General features: G+C 62.3%; 20 protein-coding genes. 12 read left to right on the top strand and 8 right to left on the bottom strand.

What is annotated here, in order from left to right; translation table 11 throughout:
* The first annotated feature begins 12 nt into the window (after positions 1-12).
* The 10 genes from ftsH to BJ985_RS06725 are packed head-to-tail and all read left to right on the top strand — an operon-like array spanning position 13 to position 8515.
* The gene (gene ftsH / locus BJ985_RS06770; RefSeq protein ID WP_179386997.1) at positions 13-2361 is read left to right on the top strand and encodes an ATP-dependent zinc metalloprotease FtsH; all 2349 of its coding nucleotides are present in this window, start codon (positions 13-15) and stop codon (positions 2359-2361) included.
* Entirely contained in the window at positions 2361-2954 is a 594-nt protein-coding gene (gene folE / locus BJ985_RS06765; RefSeq protein WP_005325658.1) for a GTP cyclohydrolase I FolE, read from the top strand. Before ftsH ends, folE begins: the two co-directional genes overlap by 1 nt.
* Positions 2955-2991: 37 nt before the next feature.
* Positions 2992-3954 carry a dihydropteroate synthase gene (gene folP, locus BJ985_RS06760; RefSeq protein WP_179386996.1) on the top strand — a complete coding sequence of 321 codons (963 nt, stop codon included), beginning with the start codon at positions 2992-2994 and terminating at the stop codon, positions 3952-3954.
* A 3-nt stretch (positions 3955-3957) separates the two neighbouring features.
* Positions 3958-4338 (top strand): dihydroneopterin aldolase, encoded by a 381-nt coding sequence (gene folB / locus BJ985_RS06755; RefSeq protein WP_179386995.1) that lies wholly within the window; start codon positions 3958-3960, stop codon positions 4336-4338.
* Positions 4338-4823 (top strand): 2-amino-4-hydroxy-6-hydroxymethyldihydropteridine diphosphokinase, encoded by a 486-nt coding sequence (gene folK, locus BJ985_RS06750; protein WP_179386994.1) that lies wholly within the window; start codon positions 4338-4340, stop codon positions 4821-4823. Before folB ends, folK begins: the two co-directional genes overlap by 1 nt.
* The gene (locus tag BJ985_RS06745; RefSeq protein WP_179386993.1) at positions 4820-5293 is read left to right on the top strand and encodes a DUF3180 domain-containing protein; all 474 of its coding nucleotides are present in this window, start codon (positions 4820-4822) and stop codon (positions 5291-5293) included. Before folK ends, BJ985_RS06745 begins: the two co-directional genes overlap by 4 nt.
* Positions 5294-5298: 5 nt before the next feature.
* Positions 5299-6333 carry a DUF6779 domain-containing protein gene (locus BJ985_RS06740; protein WP_179386992.1) on the top strand — a complete coding sequence of 345 codons (1035 nt, stop codon included), beginning with the start codon at positions 5299-5301 and terminating at the stop codon, positions 6331-6333.
* A complete protein-coding gene (locus tag BJ985_RS06735; RefSeq protein WP_179386991.1) occupies positions 6334-7008 on the top strand; it encodes a 6PGD fold domain-containing protein in 675 nt (224 codons plus the stop codon).
* On the top strand, positions 7005-7895 hold the full coding sequence (locus BJ985_RS06730) for a pantoate--beta-alanine ligase (RefSeq protein WP_179386990.1): 891 nt from the start codon (positions 7005-7007) through the stop codon (positions 7893-7895). Before BJ985_RS06735 ends, BJ985_RS06730 begins: the two co-directional genes overlap by 4 nt.
* A complete protein-coding gene (locus tag BJ985_RS06725) occupies positions 7895-8515 on the top strand; it encodes a GNAT family N-acetyltransferase (RefSeq protein ID WP_179386989.1) in 621 nt (206 codons plus the stop codon). Before BJ985_RS06730 ends, BJ985_RS06725 begins: the two co-directional genes overlap by 1 nt.
* Before the next feature lie 12 nt (positions 8516-8527).
* Here the strand turns inward: BJ985_RS06725 and BJ985_RS06720 are convergent, their stop codons facing one another.
* The 6 genes from BJ985_RS06720 to BJ985_RS06695 form a co-directional block, all read right to left on the bottom strand.
* A complete protein-coding gene (locus BJ985_RS06720) occupies positions 8528-9829 on the bottom strand; it encodes a C1 family peptidase (protein ID WP_179386988.1) in 1302 nt (433 codons plus the stop codon).
* Between the two features lie 13 nt (positions 9830-9842).
* Positions 9843-11141, bottom strand: coding sequence for a C1 family peptidase (locus BJ985_RS06715; protein ID WP_179386987.1), 1299 nt, complete (start codon positions 11139-11141; stop codon positions 9843-9845).
* A gap of 49 nt (positions 11142-11190) precedes the next feature.
* Positions 11191-12132, bottom strand: coding sequence for an ArsA family ATPase (locus BJ985_RS06710; RefSeq protein ID WP_179386986.1), 942 nt, complete (start codon positions 12130-12132; stop codon positions 11191-11193).
* Positions 12123-12380, bottom strand: coding sequence for a cory-CC-star protein (locus BJ985_RS06705; protein ID WP_005329921.1), 258 nt, complete (start codon positions 12378-12380; stop codon positions 12123-12125). Before BJ985_RS06705 ends, BJ985_RS06710 begins: the two co-directional genes overlap by 10 nt.
* Positions 12364-14076, bottom strand: coding sequence for a carbon starvation CstA family protein (locus BJ985_RS06700; protein ID WP_179386985.1), 1713 nt, complete (start codon positions 14074-14076; stop codon positions 12364-12366). The genes BJ985_RS06705 and BJ985_RS06700 overlap by 17 nt, the downstream gene beginning before the upstream one ends.
* 226 nt (positions 14077-14302) lie before the next feature.
* On the bottom strand, positions 14303-16405 hold the full coding sequence (locus tag BJ985_RS06695) for a PhoX family protein (protein WP_049360198.1): 2103 nt from the start codon (positions 16403-16405) through the stop codon (positions 14303-14305).
* 189 nt (positions 16406-16594) lie between these two features.
* Here BJ985_RS06695 and lysS point away from each other — a divergent pair, with 189 nt between their 5' ends.
* Together lysS and BJ985_RS06685 are read left to right on the top strand one after the other, a co-directional pair.
* Positions 16595-18172: a lysine--tRNA ligase gene (gene lysS / locus BJ985_RS06690; RefSeq protein ID WP_179386984.1), complete on the top strand. Its 1578-nt coding sequence runs from the start codon at positions 16595-16597 to the stop codon at positions 18170-18172.
* 132 nt (positions 18173-18304) lie between these two features.
* A complete protein-coding gene (locus BJ985_RS06685; RefSeq protein WP_179386983.1) occupies positions 18305-19228 on the top strand; it encodes a hypothetical protein in 924 nt (307 codons plus the stop codon).
* 5 nt (positions 19229-19233) lie between these two features.
* Here the strand turns inward: BJ985_RS06685 and crtI are convergent, their stop codons facing one another.
* The gene (gene crtI / locus BJ985_RS06680) at positions 19234-20763 is read right to left on the bottom strand and encodes a phytoene desaturase family protein (protein ID WP_179386982.1); all 1530 of its coding nucleotides are present in this window, start codon (positions 20761-20763) and stop codon (positions 19234-19236) included.
* A 10-nt stretch (positions 20764-20773) separates the two neighbouring features.
* Positions 20774-21649, bottom strand: coding sequence for a phytoene/squalene synthase family protein (locus BJ985_RS06675; RefSeq protein ID WP_179386981.1), 876 nt, complete (start codon positions 21647-21649; stop codon positions 20774-20776).
* Positions 21650-22265: the final 616 nt, after the last annotated feature.

Raw genomic sequence — 22265 nt, 5'->3', positions numbered from 1 at the left:
AATCGCGCAGTAATGAAAAACAACAAGATTCTTCGCTACGGCGGGATTGCGGCCCTCATCCTTATCGCGCTGTACGCCTTTACCTTCTTTAGCAACGACGCCCGCGGCTACGTGCAAGCGGATACCTCCGTTGCGCTGACCCAGCTCAAAGACAAAAACGTCAATGAGGTGGAAATCGATGACCGCGAGCAGCGCCTGCGCATCAAGCTCAAGGACGAAATCACGGTAGACGAGCGCGACGGCGTGCAGGAGATCGTGGCCAAGTACCCGGCCCGCGCCTCCGAGCAGGTCTTTAACGCCGTCAAGGATTCCGGTGCCGAAAAGTACCAGACCAATGTCACGCAGGAATCCTTCTTGGGCTCCATGCTCAGCATGCTGCTGCCGATGATCATCCTCTTCGGCGTGCTCTTCTGGCTCATGTCCCGCATGCAGCAGGGCGCTGGTGGCATGTTTGGCATCGGTGGTTCCAAGGCCAAGGAATTGACCAAGGATATGCCGACCAATACCTTTGAGGACGTGGCCGGCGCGGACGAGGCCGTGGACGAGCTGCAAGAGATCAAGGACTTCCTGGATGACCCCACCCGCTACCACGACCTAGGCGCCAAGATCCCGCGCGGCGTGCTGCTTTATGGCCCTCCGGGTACCGGTAAGACCTTGCTTGCCCGCGCCGTGGCTGGCGAGGCCGGCGTGCCGTTTTATTCCATCTCCGGTTCTGACTTTGTGGAGATGTTCGTCGGCGTGGGTGCCTCCCGCGTGCGCGACCTGTTCAAGCAGGCGAAGGAAAATAGCCCCTGCATCATCTTCGTGGACGAGATTGACGCCGTGGGCCGCCAGCGCGGTTCCGGTACCGGCGGCGGCCACGATGAGCGCGAGCAGACCCTCAACCAGCTGCTGGTAGAAATGGACGGCTTTGGTGACCGCGAGGGCGTAATCCTCATCGCCGCCACCAACCGCCCGGATATCCTGGATCCGGCGCTGCTGCGCCCAGGCCGCTTCGACCGCCAGATTCCGGTCACCAACCCGGACTTGGCCGGCCGCGAGCAGATCCTGCGCGTGCATGCAAAGAATAAACCGCTGGCAGAAGAGGTTGACGTAGCGCAGCTGGCCAAGCGCACCGCCGGCATGTCCGGCGCGGACCTGGCCAATGTGCTCAACGAGGCCGCTTTGCTGACCGCCCGCATCGGCGGCAACGTCATCACCTACGACGCTTTGGAAGAGGCGACCGACCGCGTGGTGGGCGGCCCGCGCCGCCAGGGCAAGATTATCTCCGAGCACGAGAAGAAGGTCACCGCTTACCACGAGGGCGGACACACGCTTTCCGCGTGGGCACTCAAGGATATTGAGCGCGTGTACAAGGTCACCATCCTGGCCCGCGGCCGCACCGGCGGCCACGCCATGACCTCCCAGGAAGACGACAAGGGCATGTACACCCGTGACGAGCTCTTCTCTCGTTTGGTCTTTGCCATGGGTGGCCGCGCGGCCGAGGAACTGGTCTTCGGTGCGCCGACCACCGGTGCGTCTTCCGATATTGAAAACGCCACCAAGATCGCTCGTTCCATGCTCACCGAGTACGGCTTCTCCCCGGACCTGGGCACCGTCAAGTACGGCAAGGAGCAGGGCGATCCCTTCAGCCAGATGGGTGGTGGCGGCTCCATCGATTACTCCGATGAGGTTGCTTCCAAGATTGATGAGCAGATGCGCTACCTGCTCGAGCGCGCGCACGAGCAGGCCTATGACATCCTGCGCAACAACCGTTACTACCTGGATAAGCTGGCCGAGGCCCTGCTGGAGAAGGAAACCCTGCGTCGCCCCGACCTGGAGCGCATCTTCGACGGTATCGAGCCGCGCGAGGCCTTCGACGTCTTCCCAGGTGAAGACGATCGCTTCCCGCGCCAGATTGGCTACGCCCCAGTGAAGACCCCGGTCGAGCTGGCGAAGGAGCGCGGCGAGGAGCTTCCTAAGCGGATGACGCTTCTCGATGCCTCCCGGGCCGCCCGTGAGCGCCGCCTCGCCGGCGAAGAGCCGAAGGGTGAGGTGGGCTTCAACTTTGGTCAGCACGCCGGCGATTACGTCGACCCGGACACCGCCCGCGAGTTGGGCCGCGGCACCGCTAAGGAATCCGCGGAGTCCAAGCCGGCCCAGCCGGCCCAGCAGTCCCGCGACGCCCAGTCCGCCCCGGCTTCCGAGTCATCCGCCCGTCCGGCCGCACGCCCCGCTACCGGTGGTGGAAAGCACCACAAGCCGGATGCCGGCGCGAATGCCGATGCCGAGACCAGCCAGTGGTTTACCCCTGGCTGGGATGAGAAGGATCGCCGCAAGAACCCCTATGCGCGCGAGGACGACAAGCAAGAAGATAACTAATGCCTGATAATCACATTCCCGCTCGCGCCGCCTTTGACCAAGACCGGGCGGAGGCAGCGGTGCGTGAGCTGCTCCTTGCGGTAGGGGAGGACCCTGACCGCGAGGGCTTGCGCGAAACCCCGGCCCGCGTGGCCCGCGCCTACCGCGAGGTCTTCGCCGGACTGCACGAGGACCCGACCGAGGTCCTGCACAAGACCTTCGCTGAGGACCACCAAGAACTGGTTCTGGTGCGCGATATCCCCATTTATTCCACCTGCGAGCACCACCTAGTGCCGTTCTACGGCGTGGCGCATATTGGCTACATCCCGGGCAAGGACGGCCACGTTACCGGTTTGAGCAAGCTTGCTCGCCTGGCGGATATGTACGCCAAGCGTCCCCAGGTCCAAGAGCGCCTCACCCAGCAGGTAGCGGACGCCTTGGTGGAGGTCCTCGGTGCGCAGTCCGTCATCGTGGTCATTGAGTGCGAGCACCTGTGCATGGCCATGCGCGGCATTCGCAAGCCGGGTGCGACGACGACCACCTCCGCGGTGCGCGGCGGCTTCAAAAATAATGCCGCCTCCCGCGCCGAGGTGCTCAGCCTGATTCGCAGCTAAACCCCCGGTTCACCACGAAAGCGAGAAGGAGCACGCCATGCAGCAGGCAACCTCGGTATCGGATCTGAGCATCGCCAACCGCACGCTGGTGATGGGCATTGTCAACGTCACGGAGGATTCCTTCTCCGATGGCGGTAAGTGGTTGGACGTCGACGCCGCCATCAACCACGCCCGCGAACTCGTGGCGCAAGGCGCGGACATGATTGACGTCGGCGGCGAGTCCACCCGGCCGGGTGCGGTGCGGGTGGAGGCGGACGTCGAAAAGCGCCGCGTGGTTCCCGTCATTAAGGCGCTGAGTGAGCTGGGCATCCGCACCTCCGTGGATACGATGCGCGCCTCGGTGGCCCGTGCGGCCGCAGCGGCCGGCGTGGACATGATTAATGACGTCTCCGGTGGCCTGGCCGATCCGGAGATGTATCGCGCGATGGCAGAGGCTGGCGTACCCGTGTGCCTGATGCACTGGCGCACGCTGCAGGAAGGCGCCTTTGGCTCCGCGGCCGGAAGCGCCGACCACGGCGGCGATGTGGTGCGCGATGTGCATGAGACCCTCGAGCGCCTGGCGAATAACGCGCTGGCGGCCGGCGTGCGCCGCGATAATATCGTGCTCGATCCGGGCCTGGGCTTTGCCAAAACCCCGCAGGATAACTGGGCGCTGCTCAAGGCCCTGCCGGAGTTCCTCGACGCCGAATTCCCCATGCTGGTGGGCGCTTCCCGCAAGCGCTTCCTCGCCGCCATCCGGGAGGACCGCGGCGTGGAGTCCAGCCCGTTGCTGGCCGATCCCGCGACTGCGGCCGTGACCGCCATTTCCGCCCAGATGGGCGCGTGGGGCGTGCGCGTGCATGAAGTCGCCGTCTCCCGCGACGCCGTCGATGTTGCGGCCGCGTGGAACGCCGGCGATGGCTACAAGGGTGGGGCCAATGCCAGCGGCAGCTATAGCAATGGCGCCGATGGCAATGGCACCATGAAATCCACCGCCCTACCGCGCAACCCGAAGGAGTAAAACATGGCAGACCGCATCGAGCTCATCGGCCTAGAATGCTTTGGCTACCACGGCGTCTTCGAGGAAGAAAAGCGCACCGGCCAACCCTTCATCGTGGATATCACCTGCTGGTCCGAGTTCGCCGAGGCCGCCGCCACCGATGATCTGACCAAGACCATCAATTACGCCGAGCTTGCCGACGTCGCCGCGAAAATCATCGAAGGCCCCGCCCGCGACCTCATCGAGACCGTCGCCAGCGAGGTCGCCGATACCATCATGGAGACCTTCGAGGGCCTGCATGCCGTGGAGGTCACCCTGCACAAGCCGCAGGCGCCGATTCCGCGCACTTTTGCCGACGTCGCCGTGGTCGCCCGCCGCTCCCGCAAGCACGCGAGGACCCTCTAATGCGTGCGGTGCTGTCTATCGGCTCCAATATGGATGACCGCGTGGAGCTTCTGCGCACGGTATTCGACGAGTTCGCCGGCGAGATCGTCGCCGCCTCGCCCGTCTATGCCACCCCTCCGTGGGGCGTGACGGACCAGGATGAATTCCTCAACGCGGTGCTCATCGTGGACGTCGACGAGACCCCGAAGGAACTGCTGCGCCGCGGGCAGAAGCTTGAAGAGTCCGCCGAGCGCGTCCGCGTGCGCCACTGGGGACCGCGCACGCTGGATGTGGACATCGTCGACATTGAAGGTTATACCTCCGACGACCCGGAGCTTATCGTCCCGCATCCTTATGCCCACGAGCGCGCCTTCGTGCTGATTCCGTGGTTGGCGGCCGATGCTGGTGCTAGGTTGAGTGGGGAGGGCGTCGCCAAGCGGGTAGCAGCACTCGACCCGAAAGAGCGCGCCGATATTCGCCGGCTGGGCATGATGGAGGAGCTATGACACGGACCTCGCTGGGTGCCCTCATCGGCACCGGGGTCTTCTTTGCCGCCGCCGCGGCCATACTCACCACGCGCTTTTATGGCTCCATGCTGCAAATTCCGGTAACGGTCTCGGCCACGCTGTGGCTCATGGCCGTTGTCTGTCTGGCGCTGACCTGGAAGGTGGATCAAGCCACCGAGGACGAGCATGGCATTGGCCTGGATAATTCGCAGCTCAACCCCATGACCATCACGCAGTTCATGCTGGTAGGAAAGGCCTCGGCATGGACGGGTTCCATCGTGGGTGGCATTTATGCCGGCATTGCCGTCTACGTCATTCCTAACGCCGGTACGCTCACTGCGGCCTCCGATGACCTCGTGGGCGTCATTGCCTCCGCGCTCGGTGGCCTCGCGATGGCCGCGGCTGGCCTGCGGCTAGAGCGACACTGCGAGACCCCGCCCCCACCAGATGGGGTACAAGCGGTACATTAGTGAGCATGACTGAGCCGCGCTCTTCTTCTAGCAAAACTCCCGCCAAGACGACCAAGCCGGATCTGGGCCAGATCGGGCTCATCGTCCTCGTGGTGCTGGCCGTTGTAGCCAGCATCGTCATGCTGATTTCCGGCTCTGCCGCAGCCCTTAAGATTGCGCTCATCGCCGCTTTGTGGGCCGCCGTGCTTGGCTTCTTCCTGGTGATGCGCTACCGCCGCAAGGCCGAGGAGTCCGTGACCAAGCTGGAGCTGCAGGAGCGCGCTCACCGCGCTGAGCTTAAGCAGGCCCGCGCCGCCGACGGCCAGCCCCTGCCGGATCAAGAATTGCTGGATGAGATCCGCACCGAGCTGGCTTCCATCCGCAAGCAGATCGAGGATCTTTCCGGCCAGGACTTCACCTATGAGCCGGCCGCCCTGCACGCCGAGGCGCGCCGCATCATGCAGCTCGAGGCCCAGACCGCGGCCGCTACTCGCCCTGGCTCTGAGGAAGGCAATGTGGACTTCACCCAGTCCTCCTCCGGCGCCCCGTCCGCCGATGCCATCGCCGGCCGATTGGGCAATCAGCCGTCCGCGGCGCACGCCGAGTCCAACCCGCTCAATGACATCATCAGCGAAAAGACTCGTGCGCAGCGCACCTCCGGCAAGACTTCTGGTGCCTCCACCTTCAATACTGGTGGCTTCCAAGCCGTGCGCTGGGATACCGGCGGCGATGATTCCCTGAAGAACACCCGCACGTCCGCGGCCAGCGAGCACCACGGCAGCCACCGCAAGCCAGAGGCTGCCACCAAGGCCAACGATGAGACCCAGGATATTCCGCAGCAGGCGGCGCCGCAGCGCGATGAGCGCGCGGAGTACCCGGGCTCCGGTCAGCACGTGGCTCCAGAAAAGTCCGAGCCGGTGCGCCAGAAGGCAGCCCGCTCCCATCACCGCGCAGCCGCCGAAGAACCCGATTCCCGTGGCCGCCGCCGCAGCGACGATAAGCGCGAGGGCGCGGTATCCGTGGCCGAGCTGCTGGCCCAGGCGAAGAAGAAGGATAAATAAATGCGCCCGCCACGCATGCGGGTAGCCCTTTTTGGCCGGAGCCTGGCCGGATTTACCTTGGCCAATGCCATGGAACGCGCCGGCCATGAGGTGCAGATGCTCTCGGACCCGGCCGAACTTGCCTCTTTTGAGGCCCTCATCATCGCCGTGGGCGATGCCCGCTTAGAAGCCACCGTGGAACTTCTTGAACCCCACGTCCACCACGGGCTTATCGTGTTCCACACTTGCCTCTCGCGCGGTGTCCAAGTGCTAGATCCGCTAGAAACGCGCGGCTGTGTCGTTGCGGCACTCGCCCCATTTGCACTCATGCGCTGGGCCGTGACCACCCTGGACGAGCTGGGCGAGACTGTGGTGGAGCTCAATATCACCGAGTTCCGCGGCGAAGCCGTCGCGCTTTCCGATGCCGAACGTCCTGCCTTTGCCGCCCGCGCCTACTACGCCGAGATGCTGCGGCGCTTGCACATCTCTGCGGCGGTCGATGCTCGTTTCTTTCCCTCTGCAGAGGAAAAGCCCATGGTGGGTGAGGACATGGACACCGAAGAAATCATCGCCGCCTATCGCGGCGCCACCGACCCCGGCCTGCGCCGCAGCTACGTGGAGGTTGCCCGCCGCCTAGGTGAGGTAGACGGCCGCGAGGAGCTGGAAATGTGGGCCCTACAAGAGGAGAGCCGATGAGCCTAGAGCTGGGAAACGCCACCGTCATCAGCGAGATTGAGCGCATCCGTATGGTCGGCAGCGCCTTTTATAAGACTGGCCGCCCGGTGGCCTTCGTGCCCCTGACCAACGGCGTGCACGCCGGCCATATCGCGTTGGTGCGCGCGGCCAAGCACATCCGCGGCGCGGTTACCGTCGTGGCCCTGCAGTCCCCGCACGAGAAGGACCTTGAGCTCCTGCGCGCCGAGGGCGTGGATATTGTCTGGGATTACTCGCCACAAACTTTGTGGCCGCATGGCCGCCGCATCGCCGTGGCTCCGGCCGACGCCGCGACCGCCCTTGAACCGGACCTCAGCGAGGATCTCTCGCTGTACCTTGCGCTCATTCTGACGCTTTCGCCTACCGACGTCCTCCTCGGCGAAAAGGACTACGAGCTGCTCCTCGCCATCCACCACGCGGTTCAAGACTTCCACCTGGGTGTCCGCGTGCAGGGCGTGCCCGCCGTACGCATGCCCGATGGCGTGGTGATGAGCCTGCGCAATACCAACGTCCCGGCCGAATCCCGTGACCAAGCCGCGGCACTATCCGCCGCGCTGACCGCCGGCGCCCATGCCGCCGAAGCCGGTGCCGATAAGGTCCGTGAGGTTGCCGCGGAAGTCTTGCGCGCAGCAGGCGTTGAGCCGGACTACCTTGAGGTGCGCGGCCGCGACCTCGGCACCCCTCCCGAGGAAGGTGATGCCCGCTTGCTCGTCGCCGCGACAATCGGCGGCGTCCGGCTCATCGATAACGTCGGGCTGCCGCTGGGCATCGGGTTTAATAATATTGAAGAACACGAAGCCAAGGCCGAGCTCGAGCGCGAGCAACAGCGCGCGCAGGGTACCGCTTCCCAGCAGCCATCGGAGGACTAATGACCGATATCCAGATCCGCGACCTTGACCCGCGCGATGAGCCCAAGGCTATTTCTTTTGCCATCGAGGGCATGCACCTGCACTGGTTTGTGAAGAGCCGCCGCTTCGAGCGCGCCTATGGCCGCTACTTTTGGGATTTAGAGCGCGCCAAGGCCACCGATATCCTGGCCGCCTACGATGGCGACCGCTTCCTCGGCGTGCTATTAGCCTCCATGAAGGGCAAGCCCGCGCTGCCATATCCGTGGTGGCGCAAGGCATTTGTTCATGCGGTGGAAATCTTTAATAACCTGCGCCCGGGTGGGCACCGCGATGATTACGATGCCGCCAATCAGGACATGCTGCTCAAGTACTTGGGTAAGCACCCCATTGATGGCGAAATCGGCTTCCTCGTTGCCGACCCCAATTCCGGCGTGAGCGGCGTGGGCACGGCGCTGCTCGAGGCCTTCGAAGCCCGTCACGAGGGAAAGAATGTCTACTTGTTTACCGATGACGGCTGCACGTATCAGTTCTATGACAGCCGCGGTTTCACTCAGGTGGGCGAGCGCACCATCGCGGTCAACGAGGACCGCGACTTGGAGTGCATGCTCTATGTGCGCCGCCTTGGCACGCCGCAGTCATAGCGTGCCGCAGGCTTAACGCGCCAACGCGCCCATCGGATCCCAGGCCGGCAGGGTGGTGACGGACTCGGACTGCAACGCCGCTTGGTATTGCTCCGGCAGGCGGGAGGGGTGCACGGCGATTTCGAAGACGAACTCGTCGAACCAGTCATCGGCCATGGTCCAAAAGCCCTTATCGGCCTTCTTCGGGCCCCAGGAATTCTCCACGCGCCAGCGATTGACGGTGCCGTCGTCTGCGATATCGGCGCCGGTAAAGACCATCGCGTGGGTCATGAGGGACTCATGCAGGCGCAAACGCTGCGCCTTGTCCAGGTCCATCTCCACGCCGTAGAAGGCCTCATAATCGTGCAGGTGCTTGGCCCACACGCCGTGCTCATCATCGGATTGCTGGTCGGTATCGCAGCCGAACCAGACCGGCTGGCCGTCTTCGATGGAGGCACGCGCGGCATCGCGCAGCACCTCCACAGGCGCGTTCAAATAGGTCACGCGCTTTCCTGCCACGTTGCCTAGGTACTCCACGGTGTAGAGCTCGCCATAGGCATTGCGCGGGTCGTTGACCACGCACACGTACTCGCCTAGGTCCGCCGGCAGGTATTCCCGGGCAAACTCCTGTGGGGTATAGGTGCCAGCGCGGTGGAACTCATCGTCCTTATCGCGGTACTGCCATACAAAGTCCTCGGGTGGCAGGCCCAGGTTGGCGGTGAGGATACGGTAGACGTCGGCAAGCGCCTGCTTATGCGCGCCCTCTTCGCCGCTGCGGATGCGGTGGGCGGCGCGGCGCAGCACGGTTTGCAGGTTGCGGTTAAGCATCGCCGTGGCCTCGGAAGACGCGGTCTCCGGCATGGCGTATTGCGGCACCACGCCGTACTTTTCCACCAGGGCGACGAACATGGACCACTGGCCGCCGTCATCGATGGGATCATCCATGAGCTTGGTCACCGTGCGGTCCGTAATCTCGCGGTCCTTCAGCTCGGCCATGGCGGTAAGGAACCAATTGGCCTTTTCCAGCTTGTCAAAGAAGTAAATATAGGTCTGGGAAAGCTCGAAATCCTTGAGCTTGGCTTTGTCCATGAGACCGCCGCGCAGGGAATTGAGGCCGGCAAAAATCCAGCAGCGGCCAGAAGCCTTCTGGTCGGCCACGCCCCAGGAATCTAGCTTATGGCTGGTTACCGGGGTAAGGCTGCGCAATTGCTCACGGTCGAGGCTGAGCTTGTCGACGCCCTCCTGGGCCACCCCATTGCGTACCAGGCGCAGCGTGGCATCGCTGGTGAGCTCGGCAGTGGCGGCATGAACCTCGTTCGGGTTAATCTCTGTCATTTCTCGATTCTCCTTAGTTCATCCGGTCCCAGAGGGGAAGCTCAATCGGTTCGGTGGCAAGGGCCTGGGCAAGCGCGTCGCTCAGGTGCTCCTTGCGCACGGCAATGTGGAAGACATTCTGGTCAAACCAGGCATCGGCCATCGTGGCAAAGCCCTTGCCGGGCACGTCCTCGCCGTCGTCCTTGCGTGGCGGCTTAGAACCCCAGGAGTTTTCCACGCGCCAGGCGCGGTCACCATCGACGCCGGTGAGCACCATCGCGTGGGTGGGCGCGGTCTCGCCGGAGGTAAAACGCTCCTCCTTGCTCATGGAGGAATCGATGCCGTAGAGGCCATCAGTATCTACCAATCCCTCGTCCCATACACTGTTGAGGAAGGAGAACTGGCGGTTGACATCGCAGCTAAACCACACCGGCTCGCCGGCCGCCAGGCTGCGCTTGGCAGTGTCCTTCAGCTCGGCCGCGCTGACGTTGAGGTACTCCTGCGGTGCGCCGCCCAACACATTGGTCTCCTCGGCGCTGCTAAACACGCGATGCTTGGGGTTGGTGGAGCGGGGGTCATCGGCCAGCACCACGTACTCGTCCAAGTTCGGCAGGTACTTATCCGCAAACTCGCGCGGGGTGGAGTGCAGCCGCACGAATTGCTCGTCCTTGGTGCGATACGCCCAGGTAAATTCCTCCGGCGGGGTGCCCAGGTGGATGGCCAGGATGCGGTGGATATCCTTGCGCGCTTGGGCGAGGATTTCTTCGCGCGGTCCGTCCTGGGCGGCGGCACGACGCACCACCGTGGCGAGGTCGCGGTTCATCTCCGCGGTATTTCCAGACGAGCGCACCTCCGGCATGACCTCGGCAGGAACGGCGCCGTACTTGGCTACGAGGTTGCTAAAGAAGCACCACCAGCCGCCATCGGCCCCCGCGTGGTCTAGCACCGCGGCGACGGTGCGCTCGTCCCAGCCGGCGTCCTTCTTGTCCAGCAGCTGGTTGAGTACCAAGTTGGCACGTTCCAGCTTGTCAAAGTACTGCAGGTAGGTGAAGGAAAACTCGAAGTTATCAACGTTGAGCTCCTTGGCCGCGCGGTGACGGAAGACGTTCAGCGCCGCGAACATCCAGCAGCGGCCCGAGCGCTTCTGGTCCGATACGCCCAAGCTATCCAGCTTGACCTCGGTGGTGGGGTAGAGGGCCGTAATGCGGTCGCGGTCCAGGGCCGCCTTGGCCGCCCCGACGTTGGTAATGGCGTTGCGCGCGATGCGCAGCCGGGAATCGGCCGCGGCCTCCTCGCGCAAGTGGGATAGGTATTCGTTGGTGAGCAAAGTCATAGTTTCGGTTTTAGCAGACCCAAGCCCACAGCGGCGCGGGCGGGTGGAGCTAGAGGTAGGCCGCCAGCTTGCCGACGGCCCCCGGAGTCCCCACTTCCTCCGGCAACCACGGAACCTCGCGCACCGGGGTATCGGGCAGCTGGGTGCGCAGGAGTGCGAGCGCCTCATCCTCGGCGGCGCGTCGGGCGGCCAAGAACTCGCCTTGGTTCTCCGGGGTGCGCCGGTTAACCAGCATGGATCCCACCCGCACACCGTTGCTCGTGAGGTCCGCATGAAACTCGGCAGATTCCAGCACAGGCAGGCGCTCAGCGGTGAGCACGATGTGGAACACGGTGCACGGGGAGGTAAGAGCGGTGCGCAGCTGGGCAAAGCGCTCGCGGCGCTGGAAAAGCGTGGCGCGAATTTCCTGATTGCGCCGGTCCACTGGGTCATTATCCGCGCCGCTTCCTTGCGACATACCGCGCACCAGCGAGCCGAATTTATCGGATTTCTCGCGCCGGGAGAGCAATCCATCGGTATAGGCGGCCATGATCTCCGGCAAGGCCATCAGCCGCGAAGTGTGCCCAGAGGGGGCGGTATCGAAGATGAGGTAGTCGAAGTCCGACTCCTCCACGACGAGCGCCGCTATGCGCTCCAATAGGGCCGCCTCCTGTGTGCCGGGCGATTGCCGGGCCAAGTCGAGGTGCTTCTTAACCTCACCGTGCAGGTGCTCGGGCATAAAGCGGCGCATCGAGTTCCCTACCTGCGCTAGGTGTTGCTCGGTCGCGCGTGCAGGGTTGATCTCGATGGCGGACAGGGTAGGGGTGAGGTCTACGGGGGCGTCGCCAAGCGAGGCACCAAAAATATGCCCCAGGTTATGCGCCGGGTCCGTGGACACCAGGCAGACGCGGTGATTGCGGGACAAGCGTAGCGCGGTAGCGGTGGCCAAGGTGGTTTTGCCCACCCCGCCCTTGCCGCCAAAGAACATGATGGGTGCGGCCTCTAACAACATTGAATATTCTCCAGCGGGGATCTATCCATTCCCATGCGCGTATGCCAGGCGTGGAAATCCTCATAGACCAACGGCAAAAGCTCCAGGGTGTAATAACTGGCCGGGTTGGGGATGCCGAGCGCCTCCGAGGCAACCAGCATCAGGAAGAGATCATCTTCTTGCTGCTGGGCTTTGGCAAAGCTGGCGCGATACGGGGCCTGGTAGTACTCATTGAGCCCGGCCGCAAGTGCCTTAAGCTTGTCGAGCATGCTCGGGCAGCGGGGCGTCAAGGTCATCATCGGTCCACTCCAGCGGGGTCTCCTTGCGGGCGCGGGAAATGGCGCCGACGGCTTCCACAATGACCCAGATGGCGGCGACCACGATGATGACGTCCATGCAGAATAGCAGCCAGTTCTGGCTGGTAAATAGGGACTTCAGCTGGAGCAGTGCGGCCCACAGTGACATGGCGGTAACGAAGATGAGCGGGATGACCACCGGCCACGTCGGCCGACGCAGGTAGGTCAGGATGACCACCACAATGGCCAAGGAAAGGCCCGCCATGAGCTGGTTGGTGGTGCCAAACAGCGGCCAGATGGTCATGCCGCCGGATCCATCCGCGCCGGCGGAGAAGGTCAGGCCGAAGGCCAAGCCCACCGCGATGACGGTGGCGGCCAAGGCCTTGATGCGCACGCCCATGATCTCGCCAATTTCTTGCACCACGAGGCGCTGCAGGCGCACGCCCGAGTCCATGGTGGTGGCAGCGAAGAGGACGGCCATGGTGGCCAAGATGGTGCCGGAGAGGGAGGTGGGAATCCCCATGCCCTCATTCATGAGCGCGCCGCCGCCTTGTACGAAGGCCTCCACGCCGCCGGCATTCCACTCGGAGTAGATCTCTTCCCACTGCTGCAGGGACTTAAAGCCTGCGGTGGTGGCGATGATGGTGCCCAGCGCGAGTAGGCCCTCGCCCACGGCGCCGAAGTATCCCACAAAGCGCACGTCAGTTTCCTTATCCACCTGCTTGGACGAGGTACCAGAGGCCACCACGCCGTGGAAGCCTGAAATAGCGCCGCAGGCGATGGTGACAAAGAGCAGCGGGAAGATGCCCGGGGTGTCCTCCGGCACGTTGTCGCGCAGCGCCGGTGCGGCAAGCGTAGGGCGGGTAATGAGGAAGGAGCCGTACAAAATGGCCAGGCCCACAAAGAGCTGGAGGCCGTTGATGTAGTCGCGCGGCTGCAGCAACACCCATACCGGCAGCATCGAAGCGATAAAGGCGTAGATGAATAACAAGATGATCCACACGCCGTTCGCTGGGATCCCCAGGACGGTATCCGGCAGGACCACGGGCACGCGGTCACCGATGATCATCAGCGCGTAGAGCGCGACAACGCCCACGATGGAGACCAGCGGCAGGTTCCAATTCAGGCGGTAGATGGCCTGGCCGATAAGCAGCGCGACGACGACGGCGCCCCACGTGGGTATTACGGCCGTAGGCGTGGAGACCAGCAGGTTCGAAATGACCACGGCGAAGGCCGCATTCACCATCAATAGCAGCAGGAAGATGACGATGAGGAAGAGGTTGCGCCCGCGCTTGCCAATGTAGCGCCCAGACAACGTGCCGATGGACTGGCCCTTGTGGCGCTGCGACGCCCACAGCGCACCTAAATCGTGCATGCCGGCAAAGAAGACGGTGCCGAGGGTGACCCAGAGAAACGCCGGACCCCAGCCCCAGATGACGGCTACAGCCGGACCAATGATGGGCGCGGCGCCCGCCACGGAAGTGAAGTGGTGGCCCCACAGGACGTATTTATTGGTAGGCACAAAGTCCACGCCGTCTTCCATGGTGTGGGCCGGGGTGGAGTAGTTCGGGGATAGCCGGAAAATGCTCTTTCCTAGGACCTTGGAATAGAGCAGATAGCCGGCGCCCATCATCGCAATGCCGATGATGGCGAGGACTAGAGAGTTCATGGTGTGCGTCTCCTCATGGGCAGTTGGGTGGCGTGTCTCACACGTGCGGATAGTATGCCATAACTCACATAGGTATTAGCCTGTGGGGGAGACCGGCGGGTGGATTTATATTTGGAAGGCGCAGGCGGCGCAGTACCTCATGCTGCCGGCAGGGAAAACAACAGCGCGGCCCCAGTTCCAGCGGAGGAACGAGGGCCGCGCGGTGGGTACTTAAACCAGGTGGTGCTTACTTCTTATCGACGCCGATGTTGCCGTCCTTCTTCCACACCACAACCACTGCTGGGCGAGGGGTGGACTTGCCACCGTCAGGCCAGTGGGAGGTCTGCTTTTCAAAGGTGGCATCATCGGTTTCACCTGGGTGCTGGACGTTGACCATCACACGCTCATCGGTGACGATGGGCCCGCAGGTCTCGGCACCTGCCGGCACGGTCAGGAAGCACTTCAGCTCACCGCGGGTATCGCCCTCAGTGGTCACGGCGTAGAGGCCATCGTTGGACTCCAGCGCGTTACCGTCGGTGGAGATCCACAGATTGCCGTGGCTATCGAAGGCCAGGTTATCCGGGCAGGAAATCGGGGATACCTTCTCCTTATCAAAGCCGCCGAAGTAGGTATTGGCCTCCTTCGGATCACCACAGACCAGGAAGAGGTTCCAGGTGAACTTCTCGCCAGCGTGGTCATCTTCAATCTCCATGACCAGGCCGTTCTTGTTCTCCTTGATAGGAGCCCACTCCATCGGCTCTTCCTTGTTCTTCTTGGCGTTCTCTCCGGTAGCGCCGCGGTATTTATTGTTGGTCAGGGCGACGTAGACCTTCTCGGAGTCTGGGTGAACCTGCATATCCTCAGGACGGTCCATCTTGGTGGCGCCCACCTTATCGGCGGCCTCACGGGTGTAGACGGCAACCTCTTCGGCAGACATGCCATCAACGTGGGACTCGAACTTATTGTTCTCGGTATCAGAGGTCAGCAGCTTGACCCACTCGCCCTTGCCGTCGAAGGAGCCGTCCTCTGGCAAAACGCCAGAGCCATCGATTTCATCCTCGGGGGAGTTGCCCTCCAGCTTGGCCACGTACAGGGTGCCGTGATCCAAGATGCTGAGGTTGTGCTCGATATTGCCCTCTTCGTACTTCTTGGTGGAGACGAACTTGTAGATGTACTCAAACCGGGAGTCATCGCCGGAGTAGCACACCACGGTGCCATCGGAGGCGATGTGGACGTTGCCGGCCTCGTGCTTGAATCGGCCCAGAGCGGTGTGCTTGACCGGGGTGGACTTAGGATCTAGCGGGTTAATCTCAACCAACCAGCCGAAGCGGTTAGGCTCGTTCGGCTCCTTGGAGACGTCGAAGCGCTTATCAAAGCGCTCCCATTTGCGCTGGGTCTCGCCATCTTCCAAGCCGAAGCGCTCCAGGGACTCCTGTGCCTTCTTGTCATCCAGCTTGGCGTGTGCAAAGTACTGGTCAAAGTTCTCTTCGCCAGAGAGCATGGTGTTCCACGGGGTGATACCGCCGGAGCAGTTAGCCAGGGTGCCCTTGACCTTCTTGCCCGTCTTATCGGCGGAAGTCTTTACAAACTCGGAACCGGCAGCCGGACCTACCAAGGTGAATTCGGTAGTAGCGGTAATGCGGCGGTTGAGTGGACCAAACTCGCGCTTGAGTTCACCGGTATCGCCTACCTTGGACACCTCCACGATGGAGTGGCCGTGGCCAGCCCAGCCGATCTTGGCCTGCTCTTCGGTGGGGTTATCCGCATCGTAGTTAGGGAACATCTGCGGTTCGGTGGTGTACTCGTGGGAGCAGACGTAGATAAGGCGGTTGTCATCGTCCGGGTGCTCGATGAGGCCGGCGAAGTCATTGTTGAAGCCGAATTGCTTCTCGGCTGCCTCGGCGGTCTGGTTCTTGTCATCGAATTCCGGCGCGTCCTCAAACAGCGGGTCGCCCCAGGCAATGAGGACGGACTGCTCGTAGCCATCCGGGATGACCACTTCGTCCTTCTCGTTTGGCTGTACTGGGTCGAACTTCATGCCCTCTGCGGAGGTGAGCTCAACGTTCGCCTCAGAGGTTTTGCCGCCCTTGCCCTCGGAGGAAGAAGCCTCATTAGACGCATCATCCGGGTTGGAGCAGGCCGCCAAAGCAGCGCCGCCGCCAACGGTGACGACGGACAGGCTGCCCGCACGCAGCGCGGTACGGCGGGAGAACTGGTCAGCAAAGTACGGGTTATTGGACTTGTTCTCGCACTCGCCAAAGCAAGCATTACCGCACTTGTAAGTGCAGGTCAGGCTGGAACGAGAGGAGGCAAAGAGACTAGAGAGAAGGTTGCGGCCTTTAAGCGCCATAGTTACTGCTCCAAATGGGTTGAAAATATTGTTTAGACACGGGGACAGCCATATATATAAGGGGATCTCAGTAACAGTGCGTTGGCGCGGAGGTGACGGTGAAGTGAATTATGCGTAAATCTTTTCCGGGGTGAGGTTGGCGTGGGCTAAATCGCGTGCTGCGGTGGGGATCGACTACCCTAGGCTAACGTGAGCGAGCAGAAGAATAATGAAGTAAACGATGTCCCTGAGCAGCTGCGCATCCGCCGCGAGAAGCGCGATCGCCTGCTGGAATCCGGCGTAGAGGCCTACCCGGTCACCGTTGAGCGCACCATCTCTTTGAAGGATTTGCGCCACGATTTCCGCGTAGTGGCCGAGGGCGAAGAGCCGGGCACGGAAGAAGGCGTGACCTACCTGGCCCCAGGCGAGGAAACCGAGGTAACCCACGCCATTGCCGGCCGCCTTATCTTTATGCGCAATACCGGCAAGCTGTGCTTTGCCACCCTGCAAGATGGCGACGGCACCCAGGTGCAGGCCATGCTTTCTTTGGCCGAGGTAGGCAAGGAGCGCCTCGACGCGTGGAAGTCCGATGTTGACTTGGGCGATTTCATCTCCGTGCGCGGCCGTGTGATTTCCTCCCGCCGCGGCGAGCTGTCCATCATGGTTTCCGAGTGGACCATGGCCGCTAAGTCCCTGCGCCCGCTGCCAGTGTCCTTTGCCGATATGGCAGAAGATACCCGTGTGCGCCAGCGCTATAACGACCTCATTATCCGCGAAGAGGCCCGCAAGAACGCCATGATCCGCGTGAAGGTCATGCGCGCACTGCGTAACTACCTGGAAAGCCAGGACTTCGTTGAAATCGAGACCCCGATGCTGCAGACCCTGCACGGTGGCGCGGCCGCTCGCCCGTTTATCACCCACTCCAATGCGCTGGATATTGACCTCTACCTGCGCATCGCGCCGGAGCTGTATTTGAAGCGTGCCGTCGTCGGCGGCATTGACCGCGTCTTCGAAATCAACCGTAACTTCCGCAATGAGGGCGTGGACCGCTCCCACTCGCCGGAGTTCGCCATGCTCGAGACCTATGCTGCATGGGGCGACTACGACGATTGCGCCCGCATGACGCGCGAGTCCATCCAGGCCGTAGCGCGCGACGTCTTTGGCTCGACCACCGTCACCCTGGCGGATGGCACTGAGTTCGATTTTGGCGGCGAAGAGTGGCCCGAAATCGAGATGTACCCCTCCCTCAATGAGGCCCTGCAGCGCAAGTTCCCGGGCCAGCCGGAGGTCACCATCGTTACCGACGTTGAAACGCTCAAGGGCATTGCCGACGTCATCGGCCTTGACGTCCCCAAGGACGGCGGCTGGGGCCACGGCAAGCTGGTGGAGGAAATCTGGGAGGTCCTGTGCGAGGACCAGCTGGAAGGCCCCATCTTTGTCAAGAACTTCCCGGTCGAGACCTCCCCGCTGACTCGTCAGCACCGTTCCAAGCCGGGCGTGACCGAGAAGTGGGATCTCTACGTCCGCGGCTTCGAGCTGGCAACCGGCTACTCCGAGCTGGTGGACCCGGTTATCCAGCGCGAGCGCTTTGAGGATCAGGCCCGCCTGGCCGCCGGTGGCGATGACGAAGCCATGGTGCTGGATGAAGACTTCCTTGCCGCAATGGAGCAGGGCATGCCGCCTACGGCCGGCACCGGCATGGGCATGGACCGCTTGCTGATGGCCCTGACCGGCCTGGGAATCCGCGAAACCGTGCTTTTCCCACTGGTTAAACCGGAGCAGAAGTAGCACCTAGCGTCCTCTCGCTTTGCCGTCAGCCCGCGCGGGCTGACGGCCTTGTTATTTTCAGCTGGTGTTTCTTCCCACATTCATGCTGCGAAAGGTCAGCACAGGTTCCCACCGCATGGAAAAATGCAGGACATGAAAAGAATTCTCCCTATCCTTGCCCTACCTGTATTGGCCGTCGGGCTTGCGTCGTGTTCCTCTGCTGACGGTAACGAGGAAGCGCCCCAATTCCGCCCACAGATGACCGAAAGCACCGCAGCTAGCTCGGCGGAGGCTTCCTCTCCAGAGACCACAGCGGAAGAAACCACCGAATCAGATAAGAAAGTGGATGACTCCGGTCTCACGATGCGCTCGGCCGAGGACTTTTTGGCGAAGGGTCCCGAATACGCGCAGTCGAAGGCATGGGGAGTTAAAAGTCCCGATGAAAAGGTCTGGTGCTCCTTTAATGAACTCTCCGAAGGGCCGTGGTGCACCGTGCAGTTTGCAGATCCACCCCTAATGCCAGACCCAAACCAGCCGCAGTGGGAGGCTAATATGGTCAGCTTCAAAAAGGGGGAGGGCTTCTTCCCGTCTGGCGTGGTGGACCCAGGTGACCTGACTCCACCGAAACAGCTCAAGGCAGGGGAGAAGGTTGAAATTGAAGGCGTTACCTTCGAGGCCCCAAACTCGGACGAGTTCACGGTCACGGCGAAGGGCCATCATTTCACCGTAAAAGATAACGGTCAGTACTATGCGGATAACTTCCCGCCTACGCCCGATTCCAACGGCTCTGCAAAACTGGGCACTATCTGTGGCCAGATAGATACCCAATGGGGACGAAAGAACGTCTACGTGCAAGTCGATGGCACGAACTGCACCAAAGCTATGCAGGTCGTGGATAGCTATGTGCACCACGAATTTAAGCTGGAGGAAATGAATACTCGTGGCTTCCTCAAAGTCGATGGCTGGCAGTGTGATGTTTCTGCGCCGAAATTCTTAGACGACGCAGAGCCTGAAAACCGCCTGCCCAAATGCTTAGATATGAGCGGGAGCGGACGCGTAGTTTTGCTGGATACCTAGAGCATTTAGCGCACAAGTGGCCCGGCGGAGGTATCGCCACGCAGGCGCTTGATAATGTTCTCAGCCGAAATCAGGCACATTGGCACGCCGACGCCCGGCACGGTGGTGGCACCGGCGTAATAGAGTCCATCGACCTTGCGCGAGGCATTGCGTCCGCGCAAAAACGCCGATTGCCGCAGCGTGTGCGCAGGCCCAATAGAACCGGCCGACCAAGCATGGTAGCGCTCGGCAAAATCGGCCGGGCCGAGCGTGCGCTTGACGACGACCCTCTCCACCAAATCCGGCACCCCGGCTGTGGCTGCGATGTGGTTAAGGGCGGCGTCGGCAATCGCGGCGACGCGCTCGGATGCCTCTGCGTGGTAGGCATCGCCGAACCCGGGCGCCTCCGCGGCCGGCACCGGCACCAAAATGAAGAGGTTTTCGTGGCCCGCGGGCGCTACGCTCGGGTCGGTGGCCGAGGTCTTGGACACGTAGATGGATTCCGAGGCACCCAACGGCCGGGAAGGCTCCGGACCGGAATAGACGGCGCGGAAATCCGGATCCCAATCCTGGCTAAAAAGCAGCGTATGGTGCGCTAGTTCTGGCAGCTCGCCCTTCACCCCGGCCAAAATGAGCACGGTGCCCAGACCGGGATTGCGCCGGCCCCAGTAGCGCTCCGGGTAGGTGCGCAACTGCGGCGGCAAAAGTTGGGTCTCGGTGTGGTGCATGTCCGCCGCCGAGACCACGATATCGGCGTGGATGGCGCCCTTATTCGTGCGCACGCCGGTGACCTTACGGTTGGCGACCTTGATGGAGGTCACCTCTTCGCCCAAGCGGAAGGTGGCGCCAAACTTCTGAGCCTGCCGGTAGATGGCCTGGACCACGGCGGCGAAGCCGCCCTGCGGGTAACGCACGCCCTCCACCAGGTCGGTGTGGCTCATCAAGGAATACAGTGCTGGTGCGGCGGCCGGCTCGGAGGACAAAAAGACCGCCGGGTAGCTTAAGATTTGGCGCAGGCGGGCATCGGAAAACGTTCGGCCCACGTACTGCTTTAGGTTCACCGTCAGCAGAGCCATGAGGCGCGAAATCCGGGTGCGGATATCGCGGTGCACCAGGTTCAGCGGCGCGGAGAAGGTGGTGTAAAGGAAGTGCTTGAGCGCCATGTCATAGGTATCGCTGGCCTGCGCTAAGTACTCCCGGACTTTCTCGCCCGCGCCGGGCTCCAGTGACTCGAAAAGCGCGGTAACTTCTTCGGTGCCGGAGTGCACGTCCACCGGCGCATCGCCGTGAAAGACGCGGTAGGCGGGGGAGAGGTCCACCAAGTCCAGCTCTGCCTCGGTGGAGGTGCCACACAGCGCAAAGAAGTGATCGAAAGCCTCGGGCATGAGGTACCACGACGGGCCGGTATCCCACCGGAAGCCGGCTTCCTCGAAGCTGCCGGCGCGCCCGCCTACCTCATCCAGCGAGTCCACGACGGTGACCTCGTAGCCCTCGCGGCCGAGCAAAGCGGCGGTGGCGAGGCCGGCGATGCCGGCTCCAATGACAACGGCGTGCATGACGTTCTCCTTAGTTTTGGGCAGTGGGCGAGGTCTGGCTGCCGTGGCCGCGACGGCGCACCGCGCGGGCCGCGAGCCAAGCCTTGGTGTGGTTCGGCACGGATACCCGCGTAGTGGCAAGCGCCGTAGCCGGGGTGGCGGCGAGGCGATTGGTGAGCTCGGCAAAGATATCCGCCGCCGCGCTCACACCCACCCGCGCGGAAGCCGGGAGCAAGTCTATGGTGAGCGCGGCGGTGGCGAGCTCTCGGCGGATCTCTGCGATGAGCGCGGACTTGGTGGCTTCATCAATCCGACCAGATGGGGCCTGCTGAAAATAGGTGCGGCCTAAAGTGGAGCTATCCTCGCGCAGGTCACGCAGGAAATTAATCTTCTGAAAGGCTGACCCTAGCGCGCGGGCGCCGCGCTCCATGGCGGCGCGGTCGGCAGGGGAGACGTTCTCCTCGGCCAAGAAAATTTGCAGGCACAATAGCCCGATGGCTTCCGCTGAGCCGTAGATATAGTCCTGCAGCTCCGACGGGGAGTATTCGCGATGGGTCAGGTCCGCGCGCATGGAGCTAAAGAAGGCAACAAGGTGCTCGCGGTGGAAGCCGCAGCGGCGAGCGGTGATGGCATAAGCGTGCACAACCGGGTCGGTGTGCAGTCGCTGCTGCGGCGCGGCCAGAATGGTCTTTTCGTAGGCATCCAGTGCGGCCGCGGGGTCGGTGTGGGCTTGGGCTGCGGCGCCGTCGACAAGCTCGTCTGCAATGCGCACCACCGCGTATAGGTGGCGGATATCGGCGCGCACCCGCCCGCGCAAAAGCCGCGTGGCCAGGGAGAAGCTGGTGGAGTACTGCCCCATAACCTGCGCGGCCGCGCGGGAGGCCGCTTGGTCATAGCGAGTCAACATATCTGTCAACGTAGCACGTGCTGAGCGGAGGGCTTCTAGGGACGCTGGCTTCTTAGCACTCGAACTCTTGACTGTTCGAGTATCCAGGAGGCCGCTTCCGGGGAGATCCAGGAACAAACTTTGTGAATTGCTGTTGATATGTTGTCCAATTGTTTCTCTTCAATGTCGCGGCAGTCCCTAATGATGGGTTCATGGTGGGCTGCCCTGTTTCGAAAGGTGTAAATGGTTTGTACCTGAGCCTCGAAATCCTTTCGGGAAACCCGTGAGGAAAAGGTGGAGTGAAGGCATGGCCAGATCGTCGTCTGATAAGTCGTGGTCAACAGGTATCGCCAGAAATCAAAATTCAATTCTGCGATTACCTTTCCTGTGTTCCGATTCTTATTGAAATTGGTGCGTCTCTGGGCTTTTGTTATTGCTTTCTTGGATTGGGAAGTGAAAGGAATTTTTGGGGAGTCAAACCACTCTGGGCCGTACTTGGCCGAGAGTGCTGTGTTTATGTGGTTCCTCAGAAGTACCTCAGTGTGCTGAATATCTTCTAGGAATGCCTTCGAGACGCGGGTGTTCCATAGATAAAGAGCCGCTGGGTCAGGATGATCGAGGAATCTCCTCATTCTGG

The sequence above is a fragment of the Corynebacterium tuberculostearicum genome (assembly GCF_013408445.1).
Taxonomy (GTDB): Bacteria; Actinomycetota; Actinomycetes; order Mycobacteriales; family Mycobacteriaceae; genus Corynebacterium; species Corynebacterium tuberculostearicum.
Note: the sequence above shows the minus strand (reverse complement) of the source record. Positions and strands in the feature narration are given on the sequence as shown.

What these genes read in the sequence shown, in the direction of transcription:
- ftsH (WP_179386997.1), top strand. Translation starts at nt 13, where the DNA reads ATGAAAAACAACAAGATTCTTCGCTACGGCGGGATTGCGGCCCTCATC.
- folE (WP_005325658.1), top strand. Translation starts at nt 2,361, where the DNA reads ATGCCTGATAATCACATTCCCGCTCGCGCCGCCTTTGACCAAGACCGG.
- folP (WP_179386996.1), top strand. Translation starts at nt 2,992, where the DNA reads ATGCAGCAGGCAACCTCGGTATCGGATCTGAGCATCGCCAACCGCACG.
- folB (WP_179386995.1), top strand. Translation starts at nt 3,958, where the DNA reads ATGGCAGACCGCATCGAGCTCATCGGCCTAGAATGCTTTGGCTACCAC.
- folK (WP_179386994.1), top strand. Translation starts at nt 4,338, where the DNA reads ATGCGTGCGGTGCTGTCTATCGGCTCCAATATGGATGACCGCGTGGAG.
- BJ985_RS06745 (WP_179386993.1), top strand. Translation starts at nt 4,820, where the DNA reads ATGACACGGACCTCGCTGGGTGCCCTCATCGGCACCGGGGTCTTCTTT.
- BJ985_RS06740 (WP_179386992.1), top strand. Translation starts at nt 5,299, where the DNA reads ATGACTGAGCCGCGCTCTTCTTCTAGCAAAACTCCCGCCAAGACGACC.
- BJ985_RS06735 (WP_179386991.1), top strand. Translation starts at nt 6,334, where the DNA reads ATGCGCCCGCCACGCATGCGGGTAGCCCTTTTTGGCCGGAGCCTGGCC.
- BJ985_RS06730 (WP_179386990.1), top strand. Translation starts at nt 7,005, where the DNA reads ATGAGCCTAGAGCTGGGAAACGCCACCGTCATCAGCGAGATTGAGCGC.
- BJ985_RS06725 (WP_179386989.1), top strand. Translation starts at nt 7,895, where the DNA reads ATGACCGATATCCAGATCCGCGACCTTGACCCGCGCGATGAGCCCAAG.
- BJ985_RS06720 (WP_179386988.1), bottom strand. Translation starts at nt 9,829, where the DNA reads ATGACAGAGATTAACCCGAACGAGGTTCATGCCGCCACTGCCGAGCTC.
- BJ985_RS06715 (WP_179386987.1), bottom strand. Translation starts at nt 11,141, where the DNA reads ATGACTTTGCTCACCAACGAATACCTATCCCACTTGCGCGAGGAGGCC.
- BJ985_RS06710 (WP_179386986.1), bottom strand. Translation starts at nt 12,132, where the DNA reads ATGTTGTTAGAGGCCGCACCCATCATGTTCTTTGGCGGCAAGGGCGGG.
- BJ985_RS06705 (WP_005329921.1), bottom strand. Translation starts at nt 12,380, where the DNA reads ATGCTCGACAAGCTTAAGGCACTTGCGGCCGGGCTCAATGAGTACTAC.
- BJ985_RS06700 (WP_179386985.1), bottom strand. Translation starts at nt 14,076, where the DNA reads ATGAACTCTCTAGTCCTCGCCATCATCGGCATTGCGATGATGGGCGCC.
- BJ985_RS06695 (WP_049360198.1), bottom strand. Translation starts at nt 16,405, where the DNA reads ATGGCGCTTAAAGGCCGCAACCTTCTCTCTAGTCTCTTTGCCTCCTCT.
- BJ985_RS06685 (WP_179386983.1), top strand. Translation starts at nt 18,305, where the DNA reads ATGAAAAGAATTCTCCCTATCCTTGCCCTACCTGTATTGGCCGTCGGG.
- crtI (WP_179386982.1), bottom strand. Translation starts at nt 20,763, where the DNA reads ATGCACGCCGTTGTCATTGGAGCCGGCATCGCCGGCCTCGCCACCGCC.
- BJ985_RS06675 (WP_179386981.1), bottom strand. Translation starts at nt 21,649, where the DNA reads ATGTTGACTCGCTATGACCAAGCGGCCTCCCGCGCGGCCGCGCAGGTT.